17 protein-coding genes are annotated in these 22331 nt (G+C 71.4%); 6 read left to right on the top strand and 11 right to left on the bottom strand.

Annotation, left to right across the window (positions count from 1 at the left end):
• Positions 1-460 precede the first annotated feature (460 nt).
• Positions 461-1465: an LLM class flavin-dependent oxidoreductase gene (locus ACIF83_RS07225; RefSeq protein ID WP_399724225.1), complete on the top strand. Its 1005-nt coding sequence runs from the start codon at positions 461-463 to the stop codon at positions 1463-1465.
• Positions 1466-1470: 5 nt separating this feature from the next.
• On the opposite strand, the gene ACIF83_RS07230 is transcribed toward ACIF83_RS07225, so the two are convergent.
• Positions 1471-3948 carry an ATP-dependent Clp protease ATP-binding subunit gene (locus ACIF83_RS07230; RefSeq protein ID WP_399724228.1) on the bottom strand — a complete coding sequence of 826 codons (2478 nt, stop codon included), beginning with the start codon at positions 3946-3948 and terminating at the stop codon, positions 1471-1473.
• A gap of 192 nt (positions 3949-4140) precedes the next feature.
• Between ACIF83_RS07230 and ACIF83_RS07235 the strand changes: the two genes are divergently transcribed.
• Both ACIF83_RS07235 and ACIF83_RS07240 read left to right on the top strand, forming a co-directional pair.
• The gene (locus tag ACIF83_RS07235; protein ID WP_399724231.1) at positions 4141-4332 is read left to right on the top strand and encodes an antitoxin; all 192 of its coding nucleotides are present in this window, start codon (positions 4141-4143) and stop codon (positions 4330-4332) included.
• A gap of 70 nt (positions 4333-4402) precedes the next feature.
• Entirely contained in the window at positions 4403-6760 is a 2358-nt protein-coding gene (locus ACIF83_RS07240; protein WP_399724234.1) for an ATP-binding cassette domain-containing protein, read from the top strand.
• On the opposite strand, the gene ACIF83_RS07245 is transcribed toward ACIF83_RS07240, so the two are convergent.
• The 5 genes from ACIF83_RS07245 to ACIF83_RS07265 all read right to left on the bottom strand — a co-directional run bounded on the left by ACIF83_RS07245 (position 6736) and on the right by ACIF83_RS07265 (position 11950).
• Entirely contained in the window at positions 6736-7578 is an 843-nt protein-coding gene (locus ACIF83_RS07245) for a lysophospholipid acyltransferase family protein (protein ID WP_399724237.1), read from the bottom strand. The two genes, ACIF83_RS07240 and ACIF83_RS07245, sit on opposite strands and share 25 nt — an antisense overlap.
• The gene (locus tag ACIF83_RS07250) at positions 7578-8348 is read right to left on the bottom strand and encodes a GNAT family N-acetyltransferase (protein WP_399724240.1); all 771 of its coding nucleotides are present in this window, start codon (positions 8346-8348) and stop codon (positions 7578-7580) included. Before ACIF83_RS07250 ends, ACIF83_RS07245 begins: the two co-directional genes overlap by 1 nt.
• 236 nt (positions 8349-8584) lie before the next feature.
• Positions 8585-9334, bottom strand: coding sequence for a succinate dehydrogenase/fumarate reductase iron-sulfur subunit (locus tag ACIF83_RS07255; RefSeq protein WP_386576797.1), 750 nt, complete (start codon positions 9332-9334; stop codon positions 8585-8587).
• A complete protein-coding gene (locus ACIF83_RS07260; protein WP_399724243.1) occupies positions 9331-11277 on the bottom strand; it encodes a fumarate reductase/succinate dehydrogenase flavoprotein subunit in 1947 nt (648 codons plus the stop codon). Before ACIF83_RS07260 ends, ACIF83_RS07255 begins: the two co-directional genes overlap by 4 nt.
• Before the next feature lies 1 nt (position 11278).
• On the bottom strand, positions 11279-11950 hold the full coding sequence (locus ACIF83_RS07265) for a succinate dehydrogenase (RefSeq protein ID WP_145877876.1): 672 nt from the start codon (positions 11948-11950) through the stop codon (positions 11279-11281).
• Between the two features lie 120 nt (positions 11951-12070).
• On the opposite strand from ACIF83_RS07265, the gene ACIF83_RS07270 reads away from it, so the two are divergent.
• Positions 12071-12964, top strand: a complete 894-nt coding sequence (locus tag ACIF83_RS07270; protein ID WP_393471044.1) for a LysR family transcriptional regulator — start codon at positions 12071-12073, stop codon at positions 12962-12964.
• Between the two features lie 36 nt (positions 12965-13000).
• On the opposite strand, the gene ACIF83_RS07275 is transcribed toward ACIF83_RS07270, so the two are convergent.
• Both ACIF83_RS07275 and ACIF83_RS07280 read right to left on the bottom strand, forming a co-directional pair.
• Entirely contained in the window at positions 13001-14473 is a 1473-nt protein-coding gene (locus ACIF83_RS07275) for an APC family permease (protein ID WP_145877113.1), read from the bottom strand.
• Between the two features lie 82 nt (positions 14474-14555).
• Complete coding sequence (locus ACIF83_RS07280) at positions 14556-15290, bottom strand: FadR/GntR family transcriptional regulator (RefSeq protein WP_399724248.1); 735 nt, start codon at positions 15288-15290, stop codon at positions 14556-14558.
• Between the two features lie 215 nt (positions 15291-15505).
• Here ACIF83_RS07280 and ACIF83_RS07285 point away from each other — a divergent pair, with 215 nt between their 5' ends.
• On the top strand, positions 15506-16924 hold the full coding sequence (locus ACIF83_RS07285) for an amino acid permease (RefSeq protein WP_399724251.1): 1419 nt from the start codon (positions 15506-15508) through the stop codon (positions 16922-16924).
• A gap of 325 nt (positions 16925-17249) precedes the next feature.
• Here the strand turns inward: ACIF83_RS07285 and ACIF83_RS07290 are convergent, their stop codons facing one another.
• The 3 genes from ACIF83_RS07290 to ACIF83_RS07300 all read right to left on the bottom strand — a co-directional run bounded on the left by ACIF83_RS07290 (position 17250) and on the right by ACIF83_RS07300 (position 21431).
• Positions 17250-19394: a putative bifunctional diguanylate cyclase/phosphodiesterase gene (locus ACIF83_RS07290; RefSeq protein WP_398137941.1), complete on the bottom strand. Its 2145-nt coding sequence runs from the start codon at positions 19392-19394 to the stop codon at positions 17250-17252.
• A complete protein-coding gene (locus ACIF83_RS07295) occupies positions 19391-20203 on the bottom strand; it encodes an SAM-dependent methyltransferase (RefSeq protein WP_399724254.1) in 813 nt (270 codons plus the stop codon). Before ACIF83_RS07295 ends, ACIF83_RS07290 begins: the two co-directional genes overlap by 4 nt.
• A gap of 256 nt (positions 20204-20459) precedes the next feature.
• Positions 20460-21431 carry an SCO0930 family lipoprotein gene (locus ACIF83_RS07300; RefSeq protein WP_398137939.1) on the bottom strand — a complete coding sequence of 324 codons (972 nt, stop codon included), beginning with the start codon at positions 21429-21431 and terminating at the stop codon, positions 20460-20462.
• A 744-nt stretch (positions 21432-22175) separates the two neighbouring features.
• Between ACIF83_RS07300 and ACIF83_RS07305 the strand changes: the two genes are divergently transcribed.
• A complete protein-coding gene (locus tag ACIF83_RS07305; protein ID WP_393471024.1) occupies positions 22176-22304 on the top strand; it encodes a hypothetical protein in 129 nt (42 codons plus the stop codon).
• Positions 22305-22331: the final 27 nt, after the last annotated feature.

Here is a 22331-nt window from a genome sequence, read left to right on the forward strand (position 1 = left end):
CGCTGATCCCACTCCCCGACGACCGTGCCGCGCTCGCCGACGCCGCCCGGTGGACGAGCCGGGTCGAGGAGTCCGTCGCCCAGCGGATGCGGGCCCACGCCGGGTACGTGGCGGCCGGCGCCGACCGGCGGGCCGGATTCATGGCGTGGCCGCTCTTCTACGAGCACCACCTGGCGGACCGCACCGCCATGGCCGTCGGCCGGCCGCGCCGGGCCCGAGTGCGTCGAGCGGTGCTTCCTCGTCTGGATGGACGCGGAGGAGGGCGCAGGAGCGCGGCGCGTTCGACGAGGCGATGGCCTCGGCCACAGCGGGCCCGGCTACGGGACCTGCGACAACTACCGCGGCAACCGCGCCCGTCTGGTGGAGCTGGAGCGGAGCCACGGCCCGGGCAACCGGTTCCGTCCGAACCACGACATCGCGCCGTGCGGAATCCTGCGGGCTCCAGGGTGTTGAACCTCGTATGAGTTCCGTGACCGGCGCGACCCGCTTCTCCGTCCTCGACCGTTCCCGCACCCGCGCGGGCCGGCCGCCCGGCGAGGCGCTGCGGGACACGGTCACGCTGGCGCGGGAGGCGGAGGCGCTCGGCTATCACCGGTTCTGGGTGTCCGAGCACCACGGCGTGCCCGGGGTCGCCGGGTCGGCGCCGACCGTGCTCGCCGCCGCCGTGGCCGCGGCGACCCGCACGATCCGGGTCGGCACCGGCGGGGTCATGCTGCCCAACCACCAACCCCTCGTCGTGGCCGAGCAGTTCGGCGTGCTGGAGTCGCTCTTCCCGGGCCGGATCGACATGGGGCTCGGCCGTTCCGTGGGCTTCACGGACGGAGTGCGCAAGGCGCTCGGGCGGGACAAGGACGACGCCGAGGACTTCGCTGCGCAACTCGGCGACCTGCTGGGCTGGTTCGAGGGAACCTCGCCGACCGGGGTGCACGCCCGCCCGGCGGAGGGCCTGCGGGTGCCGCCGTTCGTGCTGGCCATGGGCGAGGGCGCGCGGATCGCGGCCCGCGCCGGCCTGCCGATGGTCATCGGTGACCTGCGGGGCCGCGAAAAGATGCTACGCGGCATCGACGCGTACCGCGCCCGGTTCCGCCCCTCCCCGTGGGCGTCCGAGCCGTACGTGGTGATCTCCGGCACGATCGCCGTCGCGGGCACCCCGCAGGCCGCGCGGCGGCTGCTGGTCCCGGAGGCCTGGGCCATGGCGCACGCGCGGACCCACGGCACCTTCCCGCCCCTGGCCCCGGCCGAGGAGATCGAGGCCCGCGCGATGACCGCGAAGGAGCGGGACTTCTACGAGTCCGGTCTCACCGGTCACCTCGCCGGCACCGAGGACCAGGTCGCGCCCGAGCTGGAGACGGTGCTGAAGGAGACGGGCGCGGACGAGGTCCTGGTCACGACCAGCTCGTACGACCGTACGGCGCTGCTGGACTCCTACCGGCGCCTCGCCGCCCTCTTCGCACCCCGCGGCTGAGCGGCTCAGCCCTGCAGGTCGGCAGGCCTGTCCGCGCGCATCATGACGGAGCCGTCCGCCGCGTCCACCACGGCGCGGTCACCCGGTACGAGTTGCCCGGACAGCAGCATGTCGGCGAGGCGGTCGTCCACCTCGCGCTGGATGGTGCGGCGCAGCGGGCGGGCGCCGAAGTCGGGCTGGTAGCCGATGTTCGAGAGGAGTTCGGCGGCCGCGTCGGTGACCTCCATGGTGACGTCCTGGGCGTGCAGCCGGCGCCGGGTGTGCTCCAGCAGCAGGTCGACGATCTGACGCAACTGGGTGCGGTCCAGGCCGCGGAAGACGATGATCTCGTCGATGCGGTTGAGGAACTCGGGCCGGAAGTGCTGCTGGAGGGCGGGCATGACGGCGTCGCGGACCTTGGCGTAGTCCTCGGTGCCGGCGGCCAGGATGCGGTCGGCGCCGATGTTCGACGTCATGATGACCACGGTGTTCTTGAAGTCGACCGTGCGGCCCTGGGAGTCGGTGAGCCGGCCGTCGTCCAGGAGCTGCAGCAGGGTGTTGAAGACGTCCGGGTGGGCCTTCTCCACCTCGTCCAGCAGCAGCACGGTGTACGGCTGCCTGCGCACCGCCTCGGTGAGCTGGCCGGCCTCCTCGTGGCCGACGTATCCGGGAGGCGCCCCGACCAGGCGGGAGACGGTGTGCCGCTCCTGGAACTCGCTCATGTCGAGGCGGATCATGCGGCTCTCGTCGCCGAAGAGGGCGGCGGCGAGGGCGCGGGCCAGTTCGGTCTTGCCGACGCCGGTCGGGCCGAGGAACAGGAAGCTGCCGATGGGCCGGTTGGGGTCGCTCATACCGGCGCGGGCGCGGCGCACCGCGCGGGCGACGGCGGTGATCGCCTCGTCCTGGCCGACGACCCGCTCGTGCAGGTGCTCCTCCAGCTTCAGCAGCCGTTCCCGCTCCTCCTCGGTGAGCTGGGAGACGGGGATGCCGGTGGTGCGGGAGACGACCTGGGCGATGTCCTCGGCGGTGACCTTCGGGACGTGCTCCTCCGCCTTGCCCGCGGCGGCCAGTTCGCCCTCGGCCTCCCTGATCCGGTCGCGCAGGTCCTTGGCGCGTTCGTACTCCTCGTCGGCGACCGCCTGGTCCTTCTCCCGGTTCAGGGCGGCGATGCGGTCCTCGATCTCCCGGGTGTCGGCCAGGGGGGTCTTGGCACGCAGCCGGACCCGGGCTGCGGCCTGGTCCATCAGGTCGATGGCCTTGTCGGGCAGGAAGCGGGAGGTGATGTACCGGTCGGACAGCTCGGCCGCGGCGACGACCGCCTCGTCGGTGATGCGGACCTGGTGGTGGGCCTCGTACCGGTCGCGCAGGCCGCGCAGGATCTCGATGGTGTCGTCCACGCTGGGCTCGCCGACCAGGATGGGCGCGAAGCGGCGCTCCAGGGCGGCGTCCTTCTCGATGTGCCGGCGGTACTCGTCCACGGTCGTCGCGCCGATCAGGTGCAACTCGCCGCGGGCCAGGGCGGGTTTGAGCATGTTGCCCGCGTCCATGGCGCCCTCGCCGCCGCCTCCGGCACCGACGACGGTGTGCAGTTCGTCCAGGAAGAGGATCAGTTCGTCGCTGTGCTCGGACACCTCGTCGAGGAGCTTCTTCAGCCGTTCCTCGAACTCGCCGCGGTACTTGGTGCCGGCCACCATGCCGGCCAGGTCCAGGGAGACCAGCCGCTTGTCGGCCAGCGTCTTGGGGACGTCCCCGGCGACGATGCGCTGGGCGATGCCCTCGACCACGGCCGTCTTGCCGACGCCGGGGTCGCCGATCAGGACGGGGTTGTTCTTGCTGCGCCGGGAGAGGACCTCGATGGTCTGTTCGACCTCCTCCTCGCGTCCGATCACCGGGTCGAGGCGGCCCTGGCGGGCGTCCTCGGTGAGGTCGCGGCCGTACTCGTCGACGGTCGGCGTGTTGCTGGGCTTCTTCCGCTCGGCGGTGCCCTCGGTGGGCAGCCTGGCCGGCTCCCAGCCGCCCTCGCCGAGTGCCTGCCCGGCCGCCGACTCCGGGTTCGCGGCGAGCGCGCGCAGGATGTGACCGGGGCCGATGTAGGAGTCGCCCTCGGCGCGGGAGATCTGGTAGGCGTCGAGCAGGGCGCGCTTGGCGGACGGGGTGAGGGTGTTCGGCTCGGTCTTCTCGCCGCCGTTCGCGCCGGTGCCGAGCTGCTCCCGGATGCGGTCGGGGTCGGCGCCGGCCTCGGCGAGCAGACGCCGGGTGGACTCGTTGCGGGTGGCGGCTGCCAGCAGGTGCCGGGCGTCGAGTTCCTCGCTGCCCTCGGTCGCGGCGATGTCCCTGGCCTCGGCCACCAGGTCCCGGGCCCGTTCGGACAGCAGGCTGCCGATGTCGACGCGCTGCGGCCGGCGGGCGGACGCGGCCGGGCCGCCGCTGCCGAAGAACCGGGACATCAGCTCGTCGAACTCCTCGAACGGGCTGCGTCCGAAACCGAAACCGGGAGTGCTCATGGGGGCAGGCCTTTCTGCGGCGACAGGCGTCCGCCCCCCAAACTCGCACATAAGGGACACCTGTGCACTTGCGCCCCCCGGCGGGCTCATGCGCCGTGCTCTCGCTCCGCGCGCCCCCGCCCGTCGAGATGCGAGCCGCGCCCCGGCCGGTGACCCTGGAAGGCGGAGCGTCTATCCCTCAGGAGGGATGCCATGTCCATGCTGGACAAGATCAAGGGCATGCTCAAGGGCCACGAGGACGTGGCGAACAAGGGCATCGACAAGGGCGGCGACTACGTCGACGAGAAGACCCAGGACAAGTACAGGTCCCAGGTCGACACCGCCCAGCAGAAGCTGAAGGACGAGCTCGGAAGCCAGGAGCGGGACACCCCTCCGCATCCGTAGCCGGGACCCGGCGGGCTAGAATGGCGGGGTTTGCCCCCGCCCCGGCAGGCCCGTACGGAGTGTCCCCCCGATGCACAGCCCTCATGATCCGTACGACCCCTACGTCCGTGTCCGCGGTGCCCGCGAGCACAACCTCAAGGGTGTCGACGTAGACATCCCACGGGACGTACTGGCCGTGTTCACCGGCGTGTCCGGCTCGGGGAAGTCGTCCCTGGCGTTCGGCACCGTGTACGCCGAGGCGCAGCGACGCTACTTCGAGTCGGTAGCGCCGTACGCACGCCGGCTGATCCACCAGGTCGGGGCGCCCAAGGTCGGCGAGATCACCGGGCTGCCGCCGGCGGTCTCCCTCCAGCAGCGGCGCTCGGCCCCCACCTCCCGCTCCTCCGTGGGCACGGTCACCAACCTCTCCAACTCCCTGCGGATGCTGTTCTCGCGCGCCGGTGACTACCCGCCCGGCGCCGAGCGGCTCGACTCGGACGCGTTCTCCCCGAACACGGCGGCCGGTGCCTGCCCGGAGTGCCACGGTCTCGGCCGAGCGCACCGCACCACCGAGGAGTTGCTGGTCCCCGACCCCTCGCTGTCGATCCGCGAGGGAGCGATCGCCGCGTGGCCCGGGGCCTGGCAGGGCAAGAACCTGCGCGACATCCTCGACACGCTCGGGTACGACGTGGACCGGCCCTGGGGCGAACTCCCCGCCGAGCAGCGGGACTGGATCCTCTTCACGGACGAGCAGCCGGTCGTCACCGTCCACCCGGTCCGGGACGCCGACCGGATCCAACGGCCGTACCAGGGCACGTACATGAGCGCCCGTCGGTACGTCATGAAGACGTTCTCCGACACCAAGTCCCCGACCCTGCGGGCGAAGGCGGAACGCTTCCTGACCAGTGCGCCCTGCCCGGTGTGCGGGGGCAGCAGGCTGCGGCCCGAGGCGCTGGCGGTGACCTTCGGCGGCCGGAGCATCGCCGAGCTGGCCGCGCTGCCCCTGACCGACCTGGCCGGGCTGCTCGACGGTGGCACCGAGACGGCCCGGGTCCTCACCGACGACCTGAAGTCCCGGATCGCGCCGGTGGTCGAACTGGGCCTCGGCTATCTCAGCCTGGACCGGGCCACCCCCACCCTGTCCGCGGGCGAGCTGCAACGGCTGCGGCTCGCCACCCAGTTGCGCTCCGGGCTGTTCGGCGTGGTGTACGTGCTGGACGAGCCGTCGGCCGGACTGCACCCGGCGGACACCGAGGCCCTGCTCACGGTGCTGGACCGGCTCAAGACGGCCGGGAACTCGGTGTTCGTGGTCGAACACCACCTGGAGGTGGTGCGCGGCGCGGACTGGCTGGTGGACGTGGGTCCCGGCGCGGGCGAGCACGGCGGACGGGTGCTGTACAGCGGCCCGGTGGCCGAGCTGGCCTCGGTCGAGGAGTCGGCCACGGCCCGCTACCTCTTCGACGAGGCCCCGGGCCCGGCGCGTGAGGTCCGCGAGGCGCGCGGCTGGCTGAAGGTGGGGCCCGTGACCCGGCACAACCTGCGCGGGGTGACGGCCGAGTTCCCGCTGAGCGCGTTCACCGCCGTCACCGGTGTCTCCGGCTCCGGGAAGTCCACGCTCATCGGCGAGCTGACGGAGGACCTGGCCGGGGTCGGCCGTCTGGTCCGGGTGGACCAGCGGCCGATCGGGCGCACTCCGCGCTCCAATCTGGCCACCTACACCGGCCTGTTCGACGTCGTACGGAAGGTGTTCGCCGCCACCGACGCGGCGCGGGAGCACGGCTACGGCGTCGGGCGGTTCTCCTTCAACGTGGCTGGGGGTGCCCCCTCCGGGGGAGGGCGCTGCGAGACCTGCCAGGGCGAGGGGTTCGTCAGCGTGGAGCTGCTGTTCCTGCCCAGCACGTACGCGCCCTGCCCGGACTGCGCGGGCGCCCGCTACAACCCCGAGACCCTGCGGGTGACGTACCGGGGACGGAACATCGCCGAGGTCCTGGACCTCACCGTCGAGGACGCGGCCGAGTTCTTCGCGGACACCCCGGGTGCGGCCCGCAGCCTGGGCACGCTGCTCGACGTGGGCCTCGGCTATCTGCGTCTGGGCCAGCCCGCCACCGAGCTGTCCGGCGGGGAGGCCCAGCGGATCAAGCTGGCGAGCGAGCTGCAGCGCGGCCGTCGCGCCCACACCCTCTACCTGCTGGACGAGCCGACGGCCGGTCTGCACCCGGCCGACGTCGAGGTGCTCATGGACCGGCTGCACGGGCTGGTCGACGCCGGGCACACGGTGGTCGTGGTCGAGCACGACATGACCGTGGTCGCCGAGGCGGACTGGGTGATCGACCTCGGGCCGGGCGGCGGCGACCGGGGCGGGCACATCGTGGCAGCCGGGCCACCGCAGCGGGTGGCACGGGCGGCGGGCAGCGCCACGGCGCCCTATCTGGCCCGGGTCATGCCTTGACTCGGGGCGCCCTTCGGCTCCAGCAGGACGGCATGGGTCCAGGCGGCCTCGGAGGGGACCGACTGGGCGGCACGGGCGAGGGACCGGCGGTCGGGCTGGGCGCCGGGCGGTATCACCGGCCGGATGTCCACCTCGGCCACCAGGCCCCGTGCGCGGGCGACCCGCCACAGGGAGGCGAGCAGGGTGTCCTCGCCGACGAACGCGGCCGCGGTGCTCGCGGCCCCGTCCTGGCGGTAGCGCAGCCGGACCGGCTGCACGGGCACGCCCGCGTTCAGCGCGGCCTGGAAGACGGCCCGGTGGAAGCGGCCGTGCGCCCGCCCGCACCAGGTGCTGCCCTCGGGAAAGGCGACCACGGCCGCGCCCTCCCGCATGGCGTGCGCGATCCGGGCGACCGTGTCGGGCAGCGCGCGAAGCCGGTCGCGCTCGATGAAGACCGCCCCGCCGCGCGCGACCAGCGCCCCCGCCACGGGCCAGTCACGGATCTCGGTCTTGGCGAGCATCCGGGCGGGGCGCACGGCGGCCAGCAACGGAATGTCCAGCCACGAGACGTGGTTGGCGACCAGCAGCAGACCGCCGGCCGGTGCGGCGGTGCCGGTGAAGCGGACCCGGACCCCGATGGCCCGCACGATCGACCGGCACCACCGCCTGACCCACTCGGCGGGGATCCTCCCACCGAGCGGGGACAGCACGATCCCGGCCAGCACCAGGAGCGTGACCGCGGTGAGCCGCAGCACGGCACGGGGTACGGCCGCGGCGGGTGCGGCCGGCTCCACGCAGGCGCCCGGGGTGCAGGGCGCGGTGGGCAGCCAGACGCTCATCAGGCCGGCACGAGGGAGAGGAAGTGCTTCAGATAGCGCGGGTTGACCCGGCGCATCGACAGCAGCACGTACAGGTCGGCGACCCCGAAGTCCGGGTCGTGCGCGGGCTCCCCGCACACCCAGGCGCCGAGACGGACGTAGCCGCGCAGCAGGGCGGGCAGTTCCATCCGGTCGGCCGGAACATCGGTGTTCGGGATCCACGGCAGCAGGGGCCGTACCCGGAACTCCTCGGGGGCCAGGTGCTTGGCGCGCACCCGCTCCCAGGTGGCCGTGGCAAGCGCGCCGCCGTCGCCGAGCGGCACGGAGCAGCAGCCCGCCAGCCACTCGTGGCCCCGGTCGACCATGTACCGGGCTATCCCGGCCCAGATCAGGCCGATGACCGTGCCGTCCCGGTGGTCGGGGTGCACGCAGGAGCGGCCGACCTCGACCAGTCCGGGCCGGATCCCGTCGAGCGGGGCGAGGTCGAACTCGCTCTCCGAGTACAGCCGGCCGGCGACCGCGGCGCGCTCCGGCGGCAGCAGCCGGTAGGTGCCGACGACCTGCCCGGTCACGGTGTCGCGCACGAGCAGGTGGTCGCAGTACGCGTCGAACGGGTCGACGTCGAGGCCCGGCTGCGAGGTGGTCAACAGGGCGCCCATCTCGCCGGCGAAGACGTCGTGCCGCAGCCGCTGCGCGGCACGGACGTCGGCCTCGTCACGGGCGAGGGTGACGGTGTAGCGGGTGGGTGCCGCGGGCTGCGGAGGACGGTCGAGCGTGGTGACGCCGGTCATGGCTCTCTCCATGGTCACGGGCCGGGGTCGGCAGGAGCGGCGGAGCGGCGGTCCGCTCTGCCGGTCCTGTTCTTCCGACGCCGGTTGGCGTACGCGTGACAGGTGGCCGGAGAGTGGGTGTGGGCTTGCTGAACGGCATGGGTGAGGGAGCCGGTGAAAACCAGACGGGGCCGGAAGGAGCACCTCTCCCGACCCCGCCCGTCCGCCTACTGGTCGGCGAACGTCTTCTCGTACGGCTAGCGCCCGGCCACCTTCCGGGTGGCCCGCAGCCACTCCTTGTTCATGCTCGTGATGGACACCAGCGGGATCCCCTTGGGACAGGCGGTCGCGCACTCACCCGTCAGCGTGCAGCCCCCGAACCCCTCCGCGTCCATCTGCGCCACCATGTCCAGCACCCGCGTCTCCCGCTCGGGCGCCCCCTGGGGCAGCACGTTGAGATGGTTGACCTTGGCGGAGGTGAACAGCATCGCCGCACCGTTCGGGCAGGCCGCCACGCACGCGCCGCAGCCGATGCACTCGGCGTGCTCGAACGCGAAGTCGGCGTCCGCCTTGGGGACGGGGGTGGCATGGGCCTCGGGCGCGGAGCCGGTGGGCGCGGTGACGTAGCCGCCGGCCTGGATGATCCGGTCGAACGCCGACCGGTCCACGACCAGGTCCTTGATCACCGGGAAGGCCGAGGCGCGCCACGGCTCGATGTCGATCGTGTCGCCGTCCTTGAAGGACCGCATGTGCAGCTGGCAGGTGGTGGTGCGCTCGGGGCCGTGCGCGTCGCCGTTGATGACGAGCGAGCAGGCGCCGCAGATGCCCTCGCGGCAGTCGTGGTCGAAGGCGACCGGGTCCTCGCCCTTGAGGATGAGTTCCTCGTTGAGGGTGTCGAGCATCTCCAGGAAGGACATGTCGGAGGAGATGCCGTCCACCTCGTACGTGGACATGGTGCCTTCGGCGTCGGCGTTCTTCTGCCGCCAGACGCGCAGGGTGAGCTTCATGCGTAGCTCCGCTGGGTGGGGTGTACGTACTCGAAGACCAGGTCTTCCTTGTGCAGGGTGGGTGCCTCGCCGGTGCCGGTGAACTCCCAGGCGGCCGCGTAGGAGAACTCCTCGTCCCTGCGCGCCGCCTCGCCGTCGGGAGTCTGCGACTCCTCGCGGAAGTGGCCGCCGCAGGACTCGGCGCGGTGCAGCGCGTCGAGGCACATCAGCTCGGCGAGCTCCAGGTAGTCGACGATGCGGTTGGCCTTCTCCAGCGACTGGTTGAACTCCTCGCCGGTGCCGGGCACCTTGATGCGCCGCCAGAACTCCGCACGGATCTGCGGGATCCGCTCCAGGGCCTTGCGCAGGCCCGCGTCGGTGCGGGCCATGCCGCAGAACTCCCACATGAGTTCGCCGACCTCGCGGTGGAAGGAGTCGGGGGTGCGGTCGCCGTCGACGGACAGGAGCAGGTTGAGCCGGTCCTCCGTCTCGGCCAACACCTCCTGGACGACGGGGTGTTCGGCCGTCACGGCCTCCTGGTGCGGGTTGCGGGCGAGGTAGTCGTTGATCGTCGACGGCAGGACGAAGTAGCCGTCGGCGAGGCCCTGCATCAGGGCGGAGGCGCCGAGGCGGTTCGCGCCGTGGTCGGAGAAGTTGGCCTCGCCGATCGCGAACAGGCCCGGGACGGTCGTCTGCAGGTCGTAGTCGACCCACAGGCCGCCCATCGTGTAGTGCACGGCGGGGTAGATCCGCATCGGCACCTCGTACGGATCCTCGTCGGTGATCCGCTGGTACATGTCGAAGAGGTTGCCGTACTTCGCCTCGACCGCCTTGCGGCCCATCCGCTTGATCGCGTCCGCGAAGTCGAGGTAGACGCCCTGGCCGCCGGGGCCGACTCCCCTGCCCTCGTCGCAGACGTTCTTCGCGGCGCGGGAGGCGATGTCACGCGGGACCAGGTTGCCGAAGGAGGGGTAGATGCGCTCCAGGTAGTAGTCGCGCTCGTCCTCGGGGATCCGGTTCGCCGGCCGGTCGTCGCCCTTGGCCTTGGGCACCCAGATCCGGCCGTCGTTGCGCAGCGACTCGCTCATCAGGGTGAGCTTGGACTGGTGGTCGCCGGTGCGCGGGATGCAGGTGGGGTGGATCTGCGTGAAGCAGGGGTTGGCGAAGTAGGCGCCGCGCCGGTGCGCCCGCCAGACCGCGGTCGCGTTGGAGTTCATGGCGTTCGTCGACAGGTAGAAGACGTTGCCGTAGCCGCCGCTCGCGAGTACGACGGCGTCGGCGAAGTATGTGTCGATCTTCCCGGTGACGAGGTCCCGCGCCACGATGCCGCGCGCCCGCCCGTCCACGACGATCAGGTCCAGCATCTCGGTGCGCGGGTGCATCTCCACGTTCCCCGCGGCGATCTGCCGGGACAGCGCCTGGTAGGCGCCCAGCAGCAGCTGCTGACCCGTCTGGCCGCGGGCGTAGAAGGTACGGGACACCTGGACGCCGCCGAAGGAGCGGGTGTCGAGCAGGCCGCCGTACTCGCGGGCGAAGGGCACGCCCTGCGCCACGCACTGGTCGATGATCTCCACGGAGATCTGCGCGAGCCGGTGCACGTTGGACTCGCGGGCCCGGAAGTCGCCGCCCTTGACGGTGTCGTAGAACAGCCGGTGGATCGAGTCGCCGTCGTTGCGGTAGTTCTTCGCCGCGTTGATACCGCCCTGCGCGGCGATCGAGTGGGCGCGGCGCGGCGAGTCCTGGTAGCAGAACTGGACGACGTGGTAGCCCTGTTCGGCGAGCGTGGCGCCCGCGGAGCCGCCGGCCAGGCCGGTGCCGACCACGATGACGGTGTGCTTGCGGCGGTTGGCGGCGTTGACCAGCTTGGCCTCGAAGCGGCGCTTGTCCCAGCGCTCGTGGATCGGGCCGGAGGGGGTCGTGCCGTCGGCTACGGGCTCACCGGTGGCGTATTCGGTGTAGGTCATGTCAGCTCACCACTCCGGTCATGACGCCCACGGGTACGGCGATGAAGCCGGCCGTGAGCAGCAGCGCGAGGACGTCGGCGACGGTCTTCAGGGCGCGGTCGCGGGCCCGGCTGCCGACGCCGAGGGTCTGGGCGGCGCTCCAGAAGCCGTGCCGGATGTGCAGGCCGAGCGCGAGCATCGCGACGATGTAGATGACGTTGCCGTACCAGGTGGAGAAGGTGTCCACCACGTTCTGGTACGGGTGGCCCTCCTGGAAGCCGCCGGAATGCACGGTGCCGGTGGTGAGGTCCAGGAGGTGCCAGACGATGAACAGGCCGAGGATGATCCCGCCCCAGCGCATGGTCCGCGTGGCGTAACTGGCCCGCGGCTTCCTGTGCACGTACTTGCTGGGCCGTGCCTTGATGTCACGGCGGCTGAGCTGGTAGGCGGACGTGGCGTGGGCGACCACGGCGACGACGAGGACGATCCGGATGAGCCAGAGCGTCCACTCGTAGTGCATGAAGGGTTCGCCGACGGTGCGCAGCCAGTGGGCGTAGTGGTTGAACTCGCCCGCCCCGAAGTAGATCTTCAGGTTCCCGATCATGTGCGCGACCAGGTACAGCAGCATGATCACACCGCTGACGGCCATCACCGTCTTCTTGCCGACGGTGCTGTCCCACACGGTGCGCGCCATGGACGGCCGTCGGTCCGTCCGCGTTGCCAGAGCCATGGGTCAGAACGCTAGGGCCGAAGGTCCCGATCGGTCCAAGACATGGTCCGGTTTGTTTCCATAGGCTGAGGCTATCCTTCCATCATGCAGTTCCAGCAGCTCCAGTACTTCGTGGCCGTGGCCGAGACCCGGCACTTCACCCGGGCCGCCGAGCTGGTCCATGTCGCCCAGCCGTCCCTGTCGCAGCAGATCAAGGCACTGGAGCGGGAGCTGGGCGCGGACCTGTTCCTGCGCGCCCGGGGCAACATCACGCTCACCGACGCGGGCGAGGCACTGCTGCCGCTGGCCCGGCGGATCCTCGCGGACGCCGACACGGCCCGGTACGAGGTGCAGGAGCTGGTGCAGCTGCGGCGGGGCCGGGTGCGCCTCGGCGCGACGCCGAGCCTGTGCACCGGCCTGCTGCCGGACGTCCTGCGCGCCTTCCACGACCGCTACCCCGGCATCCAGCTGCTGATCGAGGAGGGCGGCTCGCACGATCTCGTGCGGGAGCTCGCCCGCGGCGCCCTCGACCTCGCCCTGGTCGTCCTGCCGCTGCCGACGCCCGCGCCCGCGCTGACCACGGTGGAGCTGCTGCGGGAGGATCTGGTGGTGGTGTCCTCACCGGAGGCAAGGGCGCCGGGCACCTCCGGTGCGGGCGGCCGGGTCGTGCGCATCGCGGACCTGGAGAGCGAGCGTCTGGTGATGTTCCGGCACGGCTACGACCTGCGCGAGCTGACCGTGGCCGCCTGCCGCGCCGAGGGCTTCGAGCCGGACTTCGCGGTCGAGGGCGGGGAGATGGACGCGGTGCTGGGCTTCGTAAGGGCGGGGCTGGGGGTGGCCGTCGTACCGCGCATGGTCGCGACGCGGTCGGGACGGGGACTGCGGGTGACTCCGCTCGCGCGGCCGGGCTTGCATCGGACGATCGCGCTGGCCCATCGCAGTGATGTGGCTCCGCCTCGGGCGGCGCGGGAGTTGCAGCGGATGCTGGTGGAGCGGTGACCTCGAGCGCGACGACGTCGACGACCCGTCGGAGACTCACTCCACGTCGGCGATGACCGAACCGACGCGTCCGGCCAGGTCCGGGTCGCGGCGGACCAGGTGGGTGGCGTAGCCGACGGCGGCGAGCAGAGCGGCCAGGGCCGCGAAGGGGAACCAGTTGTACGGTGCGGGCTGGCCCGGCTTGGCGAGGTAGTAGAGCGGGACCAGGATCGCCAGGGCGCCGATCGACGGGAGCACCAGGTGCCGTACGGTCCGGAACTCCTGTGGCCGGTAGCGGCGGTAGTACAGCGGCAGGGCGATGTTGGAGGCCAGGTAGACGAGCAGGATCAGGATGGTGCCCAAGGTCGAGGACTCGGTGAAGAAGACCACGGGGTCCATCGGGCCGCCGTCGGCTCCCACCAGGTGCCCGAGGCCCCAGCCGCCGATGATCAGCAGGGCGGTGACGGCGAAGGTGACGATCGCGTTGTTGGGCGTACGACGGAGGGGGTGGACGTAGCCGAAGAAGGACGGCAGCAGTCCCTCCCGTCCGGCGTTGAACACCAGCCGGGCCTGGGAGTTGATGCCCGCGATCAGCACACCGAGGGTGGAGGTCAGGCCGCCGACGTAGGCGAGGAAGGACAGTGCCCCGAGGGTGTCGTCGGCGACGTCGATGAAAGGGATGGGCGAGTCGCCGAGCCGCTGGACGTCGTAGCCGAAGCCGGTCACGGTGGCGTAGGAGAAGAGGATGTAGCTCACCGTCATGATCGCCACGGAGGAGAACACCGCACGGCCGACGTTGCGCCGCGGGTTCTCCGTCTCCTCGGCGAGCGCCGCCGAGTTCTCCCAGCCGACGAACAGGTAGACGGCGAGCGGAAAGCCCGCCGCCAGCCCCTTGAGACCGTGCGTGATGTGGCCGGGGACGAAGGGGGCGGCGGAGAGGCTGCCGCGGTGCTCGACGAGCGCCGCCACCGAGACCACGACGAGGACCAACATCTCCACGGCGAAGAAGTAGCCGGCCCACTTGGTGGAGACGACGATCCCGCGCAGCATCAGCACGACCGACAGCCCGGTCAGCAGCAGCGTCCAGATGATCCACGGGACGTCGAGGCCGGTGTAGTGGTGCAGGGTGATCTGCACGAACCCGCCGGAGATCGCGATGACGGAGGCCATCGCGATGATGTAGCCCAGCCCGGCCAGCAGGGCGGTGGTCACGGCGCTGACCGGCCCGAAGGTCTTGCCGACGAAGGTGATGAAGCTGCCCGCCGAGGGATGTGCCCGGGAGAACTCGGCGAGCGTGTTGCCGAGCAGCGCGACGGCGACCCCCGCGGCAGCGATGGTCAGCGGGGACGCGACGCCCGCGGTGGTGGCCAGGAACGCGAAACCGAAGAAGAAGCTCATGGCCGGGCCGACGTTGGCCATGGTGGCGGCGGCGATGTCCGCCATGCCGAGGACGCCGCCGCGCAGACGCTGCGGCGTGCCGCCGGCAGGGCCCGGTGTCGGCAGCGGGCCGACGGCTCCGGGGTCGGGCATGGCGCCTGCTCCTTCTGCGGGGGTGGTGTCGGTGCGATGGCTCTCGGGTACGTCGCCACGGACCGGGCGGTGTGGCCCGGTGTCAGGCCGGTGCGGTGTCCCGGTGCGCCTTGACCGCGGCCACCGCCGGGGCCATCGCGCCGCGGGCCAGTTCGTCGAGCAGGTCGGCGTGGTGGCGGTTGCGCGCCCGGACGACCTCGGGTGCCGGAGCGGGCACCAGCAAGCACTGGCGGCCCAGCAGATCGGCGGCGAACTCGCGGATCCCGGGGCCGCCGAGCGCCTCCGCGAGGTCGAGGTGGAAGCGGGTCTCCAGTTCGAGCAGCCGTGCCGGTGCGTCGGTTCGGTCCATCTCGTCGACCAGCGCCCGCAGCCCGTCGAGCCGGCCGTCCGGAACCTCGCCCACGGCGTGGGAGACCAGACCGCACTCCAGGAGGACGTGGACGGCGTCCAGTGAAGCCGCCTCGTCGGGGTCGTGCAGCACGGCGACGACCGTGTCCCATTCCTGGGCGACGAACGTGCCGCCCGCTCTGCCCCGCCGACGGTCGAGCAGGCCGTCCTGGCACATGCCCTCCAGCGCGCGGCGCACGGTGATCTCACTGATCCCCAGTTCCTCGGCGAGCACGCCGGCGTCGGGCAGCCGGTCCCCCGGCGCCGCCGACCTCAGGCGGACCCGCAGGGCGATCCGTGAACGGACGAGTTCCGATCCCGTCAGGCCCCTGCCGGGCAGGACACGGGTGTCCAGTGCCCCGGCACCCGGCGCGGGCCGCGCGGGACCTGGCTGGCTGTAGGGACCGAACTTGCCCGCTGTGTTCACCACGACGACACCCTAACGGCGACCACGCTGCTGGTTCGTGCATGAGCTCCCCTGAGAGCCGGTATGCGAGGGACGGGGCGGTGGCGGCACCCGAGGATGCGGCTCAGCGCTGAACGGAAAATAGAGCACAGTGAACATTTAAACAAGACTGTTTTTTTAGATCGTACTGAACTAATTTTCGTGCCGCCCTGGTCCGCACCCCCTCCATGGATGGCGAGATGACCACAACCCTCCCTAAGAGCCCGCCCAGCGAGTCCGGTCTGAAGCCCGGCCTCAAGAGCCGCCACCTGTCGATGATCGCGATCGGCGGGGTCATCGGCGCCGGCCTGTTCGTCGGCTCCGGCTCCGGCATCGCCGCCGCGGGCCCCGGCATCCTCATCTCCTACGCGCTCGTCGGCGCCCTCGTCGTGCTCGTGATGCGCATGCTGGGCGAGATGGCCGCGGCGAACCCCACGTCCGGCTCGTTCTCGGCGTACGCCGACCGCGCCCTCGGCCGCTGGGCCGGCTTCACGATCGGCTGGCTGTACTGGTTCTTCTGGGTCGTGGTGCTCGCCGTCGAGGCGACCGCCGGGGCGAAGATCCTCGCGGGTTGGATCCCGGCCGTCCCGCAGTGGGGCTGGGCCCTGATCGTCATGGTCGTCCTCACCGCCACCAACCTGGCCTCGGTCAGCTCCTACGGCGAGTTCGAGTTCTGGTTCGCCGGCATCAAGGTCGTCGCCATCGCCGCGTTCATCGTGATCGGTGGCCTCGCCCTCTTCGGTCTGCTGCCCGGCTCGGACCACCCGGCATCCGGCTTCTCCAACCTCACCGCGCACGGCGGTTTCCTCCCCAACGGCCCCGGCGCGATCCTCACCGGCGTCCTGATGGTGGTCTTCTCGTTCATGGGCAGCGAGATCGTCACGCTGGCGGCGGGTGAGACCGCAGACCCCCGGGCCGCGGTCACCAAGGCGACCAACAGCGTGATCTGGCGGATCGCCGTCTTCTACCTGGGCTCGATCCTGATCGTCGTGTCTCTGCTGCGCTGGAACGACCCGGCGATCCTCAAGGACGGCTCGTACGTGGCCGCCCTCAGCTCCATCGGCATCCCGCACGCGGCACAGATCATGAACGCCATCGTGCTGACCTCCGTGCTCTCCTGCCTCAACTCCGGCCTGTACACGGCGTCACGGATGGCGTTCTCGCTCGGTGGGCGCAATGACGCCCCGGCAGCCTTCGCGCGGACCACGGATCGCGGTGTTCCCCAGTCGGCCATCCTGGCCTCGGTGGTCTTCGGCTTCGTCGCGGTCGCCTTCAACTACCTGTGGCCGGACACGGTCTTCCAGTTCCTCCTCAACTCCTCCGGCGCGATCGCCCTGTTCGTCTGGCTGGTGATCTGCTTCTCCCAGCTGCGCATGCGCAGGATCATCCAGCGGGAGGCCCCGGAGAAGCTGATCGTCAAGATGTGGCTCTACCCGTACCTGACCTGGGCCACCATCGCCCTGATCACCTTCGTGCTGGGCTACATGCTCACCGACACGAGCGAGGGCGGCGGCCGCGACCAGGTGATCCTGTCCACTCTGGTGGCCGTGGGCGTGGTGGTCTTCGCACTGCTGCGGCAGCGGTTGGCCGGCAGGAACGAGGCACTGGACACGGTGTAGTCGATATCGCGCGGTTTGGACAGTCCGATCCGGTGACGGGTCGGACTGTCCTGTCCGGTGCGCCCCGGTCATGGAGCGCCGTCCCAAGCGCCCGCTCCCGCGGGCTCGTGGGGCCGCAGCCGCCCGGCCCCGGGCGAGCGGTGACGTCACCCCGGGGCGTCCCCGCAACCGGCCGCGCACTCCGGGCCCTGTCCACGGACGGGGGACGGCGAACACCTCGCCCTCGTGGTGCCGGGCGGCGACGCGCGGCACATTGTCGCCGAGGACCGGACACACCACTGCCTGTGCTCGCTTCCGTCCCGCTGAGGCCCCGGCCGGGACGGGCTCACCCCGTCGCGTCCACCAGCGCCAGTTCGTGCAGTCTCTCCGGTGGGCCCGGCCTCGCGTAGTACCAGCCCTGAGCCGTGTCGCAGCCCAGTATGCGGAGTTGTTCGGCCTGGGCGCCGGTTTCCACGCCTTCCACGGTGACCGCGAGGTCGAGGCTGTGGGCCAGGGAGACGATGCCCTCGACGATCTTGAGGTCGACGGGGTCGGCCGGGAACTGCTGCATGCCCTGGGTGAAGGAGCGGTCCAGTTTGAGGATGCTCACCGGGAGGCGACGCAGGTTGGCGAGGTTGGAGTAGCCGGTGCCGAAGTCGTCGAGGGCGATGTCGACGCCCATCTCGGCGAGTCGGCGCAGGGGTTTGAGGAGGTCGTCGTCGGCGCCGATCAGCGCCGACTCCGTGACCTCCAGGCAGAGGGCGTCCGGAGCGACGCCCGCGCGTTCGAGGATCTCCACCGTGTCCTGGACCAGGCCGGGGTGGCTCAGCTGACACGGGGAGAGGTTGACGTTGATGCGCAGCGGGCCGGCGGCCGTCTGCGCGCCGTATCGTTCTCGCCATTCGCGGGCCTGGCGGATGGACTCCTCCAGGACCCAGCGGCCGAGCGGGACGATCAGGCCCGTGTGCTCGGCGAGCGGGATGAAGCGGTCGGGGCCGAGGACGCCGTGCTGCGGGTGCAGCCAGCGGACCAGCGCCTCGGCGCCGCGGACGCTGCCGTCGCCGAGGTGGACCAGGGGCTGGTACTCGATGAAGAACTCGCCGCGTTCCAGGGCCGTGGGCAGAGCCGTGGTCAGACCGTGGCGGGTGATCGCGCGGGCGTCGGCCTCCGGGTCGGCCAGCTCGGAGCGGTTGCCGCCCGCCGACTTCGCCCGGTACATGGTGATGTCCGCGCTGCGCAGGACCTCCGCCGCGGTGCGCTCGCCCGCCGGGCCCTCCACGATGCCGAGGCTGCCGCGTACCAGCAGGTCACGGCCGTCGATGCTGATGGGCGTGATGAGCGCGTTCATGATGCGTTCGGCGAGTTCGTCGACGCCCCGCTCGGTGCCGGGGCCGGTGGTCAGGGCCACGAACTCGTCGCCGCCGAGCCGGGCGACCATCTCGCCGGGCGCGGTCGCGCAGGACTGCAGCCGGTCGGCGACCTCCACCAGCAGCCGGTCGCCGGCCGCATGGCCGAGGCTGTCGTTGACGGTCTTGAAGCCGTCCAGGTCGAGGTAGCACAGGCCGAAGCGCTGGCCCTGGCCGGCGCCCAGGGCCTTCTCCAGGCGCTCGAAGAACAGGGTGCGGTTGGGCAGGCCGGTGAGCGCGTCGTGCGTGGCCTCGTAGCGCAGCCGGAGGTTGAGCAGGCGGCGCTCGGTGGTGTCCTCCATGAGGGCCAGCTGGTACTGCGGGTCGCCGTCGGCGTCGCGCAGCAGGGAGACCGTGAGGTTGGTCCACAGGACCGTGCCGTCGGGGCGGTTGAACGCCTTCTCGACGTGGTAGTGCTCGCGCTCGCCGCGGACGAGTTCGTCGTACAGCTTCCAGGTCTGGGGCGCGTCCTCGGGGTGCGTCCACTCCATGACGTTGCGGCCGCGCACGGTCGTCTCGGAGCCGCCGAACATGCGCAGCAGTGCCTCGTTGACCTGGAGCACGTTGCCCTCCAGGTCGGCGATGCCGATACCTATGGCCGCGCCCTCGAAGACCGCCCGGAAGCGGGCCTCGCTGGCGTGCAGGGCCTGTGCCACGACGCCCTGGGCCTGCAACGCGGCCTGGGCGATGGCCTCCTGCTCGGCGAGGGTGCGCTCGCGCAGGGCCTGCGCGTACCCGGCGGCCATCGCGTGCTGCAACCGCGAGGAACGCATGCGCAGTTCGTCCTGGGGGCCGTCCTCGCCGCAGTAGAGGACCAGGTAGGCGTCGACGCAGTCCAGGGTGCGGGTGAGCGCCTCGGGGTCGGTGCAGTGTGCCTCGACCAGCGCGGCACCGACCGCCTTGGCCTCCTCCGAGTCGAAGCTGCGGGCCCGCAGCAGACCGCTCAACCGGCGTGCGAGCGGAAGGAGTTGTTCCGCGAACTCCGCGCGGGTCAGCGATGTGGAGGTGACCGGGAAGACCGCCCGGCTCCAGATCGTCGTCAGCCGGCGCAGTCTGTCCTCCGGCCCGTCCGGCTCCGCGCTCACGCCGTGCGCCCCACGCCGGCGAATCCGGAGAAGGCGTACGGATCCTCGTCCTCCGGCGCCGACTCCGGGCGCCAGTGCGGCATCGGCACCAGTCCGGGTTCCACCATGTCGTACCCCTCGAAGAACCGCGCGATCTCCTCGCGCGAGCGCATGATCAGCGGGTTGCGAATGTCCTTGTATACGTCCACCGCACCCTCGGCCCGCTCCGCCGGCAACGGGATTCCCTCGTACGAGGCATGGGTGAGGATCAGCAGGCTGCCGGGCGCGAGCACCTCGCGCAGCTCGGCCACCGCACCGTACGGGTCGTCCACGTCTTCCACGAAGTGCAGTATGGCAACGAGAAGGAGCGCCACTGGCCGATTCAGGTCGATGAGGCGCTCCAGTTGGGGGCTGGAGAGGATCTCCTGGGGCTTGCGCAGGTCGGCGGCGATCACGTCGGCGTCGGCGTTGCCCGCCAGCACCGCCTGGCTGTGCGCCACCGCCACCGGATCGTGGTCGACGTAGACGACACGGGCGCCCGGTGCGGCGGCCCGGGCCACCTCGTGGACGTTGCCGAAGGTCGGGATGCCGGAGCCGATGTCGAGGAACTGGGTGATGCCCTCGCCGGCCGCGAAGCGCACGGCCCGCCGCATGAAAGCCCGGTTGGCCTGCATGACCTTCGGCAGGCCCGGCATGAACTCCATCGCCTTGCGGGCCGCCTCCCGGTCGACCTCGAAGTTGTGCGAACCGCCCAGGTAGAAGTCGTAGATACGCGAAACGCTCGGCACCGAGATGTCGATGCTCCGTGGGGCCCAGGCGGGACGCTCCATGTATCTCTCCAAGGCGTAGGCGACAGGTCGAGGCGATCCGGTGTTCGAGCTGAGGCTACTGATCGCCCGCCAAAGGAGCGACCTGAACCGGAAATTGACCGTCCGTTCCCGGTCACTGCCTGCGGCAAGTGCGCAGGTGGCCCCGCTGTGTGACAGCCGTACGAAACAACGGTCCGCCCCCTCCGTGCGGTGCGGAGGGGGCGGACCTTCGATCGGGCGCCGGTGGGCGGGGCGATCGACCCTGGGGAGGTGATCTCTACTTGCCCGGCGCGCCGACCGGCTTGCCGTCGGGCGAGACGGCGTACCAAGTGCCGCCCACGCCCTGACCGTTGGTGTCACCGGGAGCCTTGTCACCGGAGAAGGTGTAGATGGGCCAGCAGTTGACGGTCATCTGCTTCTCGCCGTCGGGCCGGGTGAAGCCCATCAGGCCCTTCTTCTGGACGCCCTTGGTGTCCTCGGGCTTGACCGGGGCGACCGCGGGCCACTTCTCCAGGCAGGCGCCGGTGCAGTTCGAGATGACCTTCGGCCACGCCTTGTCCTTCAGGAAGCGGTAGACCGTCATGCCGTTCTTGTCCACGATGACGTCGCCCAGCTTGGGGTCCTTGCGGACGGACAGACCGGGCAGGGAGGCAAGCGAGGCCTTCTTGCCGTTGGGCGCGAGCGCGAACCACTTGCCGCCCACGCCCTGGCCGTTGACGTCGCCGGAGTTGACGTCCTTGGCGTAGCGGTAGGCGGGCCAGCCGCCGATGGTCAGCTGCTTGGTGCCGTCGGCGCGGGTGACCTCGCCGAGCAGCGCCTTGTCGATGCCGTCGCCGGCGGTGGCGTCGTCGGCGGGCACCGGCGGCCAGGTGGTGGCGCAGTCTCCGTCACAGTTCGACTTGGGCGGATTGGCGGTGTCCTTGTCGAACCGGTAGAGGGCCAGGCCGGAGCCGTCGGTCAGCACACTGCCCAGGTCGGGGTTGCGGGCCACGGTCAGCTTGCCCGCGGGGGCGGCCGGGCTCGGGGAGCTGGAGCTCTGGTTGCCGTCGGCGCCGTACCCGTTGCCCGCACCGGTGCCCGTGGGGGTTCCGCCGCCCGGGTTGCCGTAGTCCCCCGCCGCGGCCGTGGCCCCGACGTTCTGCGCCGCCGATGCAGGCGTGGTGCTGTTGTCCTGACCGCACGCCGTCGTCAGCACCAGCACCGAAGCGGCCGTGGCCACCAGTGAGGCGGTCCGCCAGGAGGTCTTCATTGCCAACTCCCCAAATTCGCCTGGATATTGCAGCGCCCTGCTGCGCCGCCGCACGGCCATGGGTACGCAGCGCAGGGGCCGGAGTGTTCAACGGGGACGCGAAATTCTTTCCGGATCCTGTGACGCGCCCTGTGCGCGGGGGGTCGTACAGGCGCGCATATCGGCCAGTTGGTCAGCTTCAGGTTTTCAAACCATTGATCGCCATTTGTCACCCCTTCGGATCGATCCGGACGCACTCCGGAGTACGACGGCGCTCCGCGCCTCATGATCTCCGTCGTGCATGGACCCGAAGTGACCCGATGTGCGCCCGCCCCACGGGTGTTGGCCCTTCTGGCACTGACCTGGACCCTGGTGGGCTGCCCGGTCGGGCCCGCGTCGGCCGACGCCTGCGCGTCCGCCTCGACGGGCCCGGACGGCACGGTGGCGGTGGCCGTGGCGGGAGGCGGCGACCACTGGCCGACGCCCCCGCCCTGCCCGAAGCCCACGCCGCCGCCGTGCCCGCCCACACCGACGCCCACGCCCACGCCGACCCCCACGCCTACGCCGAAGCCGAAGCCGACCCCGACGCCGAAGCCCACGCCGCGTCCGACGCCCATTCCGAAAGCCCCGCCGAAACCGAAGCCGCGGCCGCCCGCCCCGGCGCCACCCGCGCCCCGGCCGACGCCGACCCCGACGCCCCGGCCCGACCCGAAGCCGCGGCCCAAACCGTCGCCCAGGGCCCGCCCGCGGCCGTCCGTGACCCCTGTGAGCTACCCGGCGTACCACCCCCGGTCCAGCAGCCACCAGGCGCCCGACCACACGTCACCGGTCACCTACGTCCTGCTCATCACCGTTCCCGCGATCGTCGCCGTCGCGGCGCTGCGCCCGCGCTGACGCGCCGGCCGCTCACTTCTGGAGGCA

Origin of the sequence: Streptomyces sp. NPDC085866, assembly GCF_044541035.1 — a bacterium.
Classification (GTDB): Bacteria; Actinomycetota; Actinomycetes; order Streptomycetales; family Streptomycetaceae; genus Streptomyces.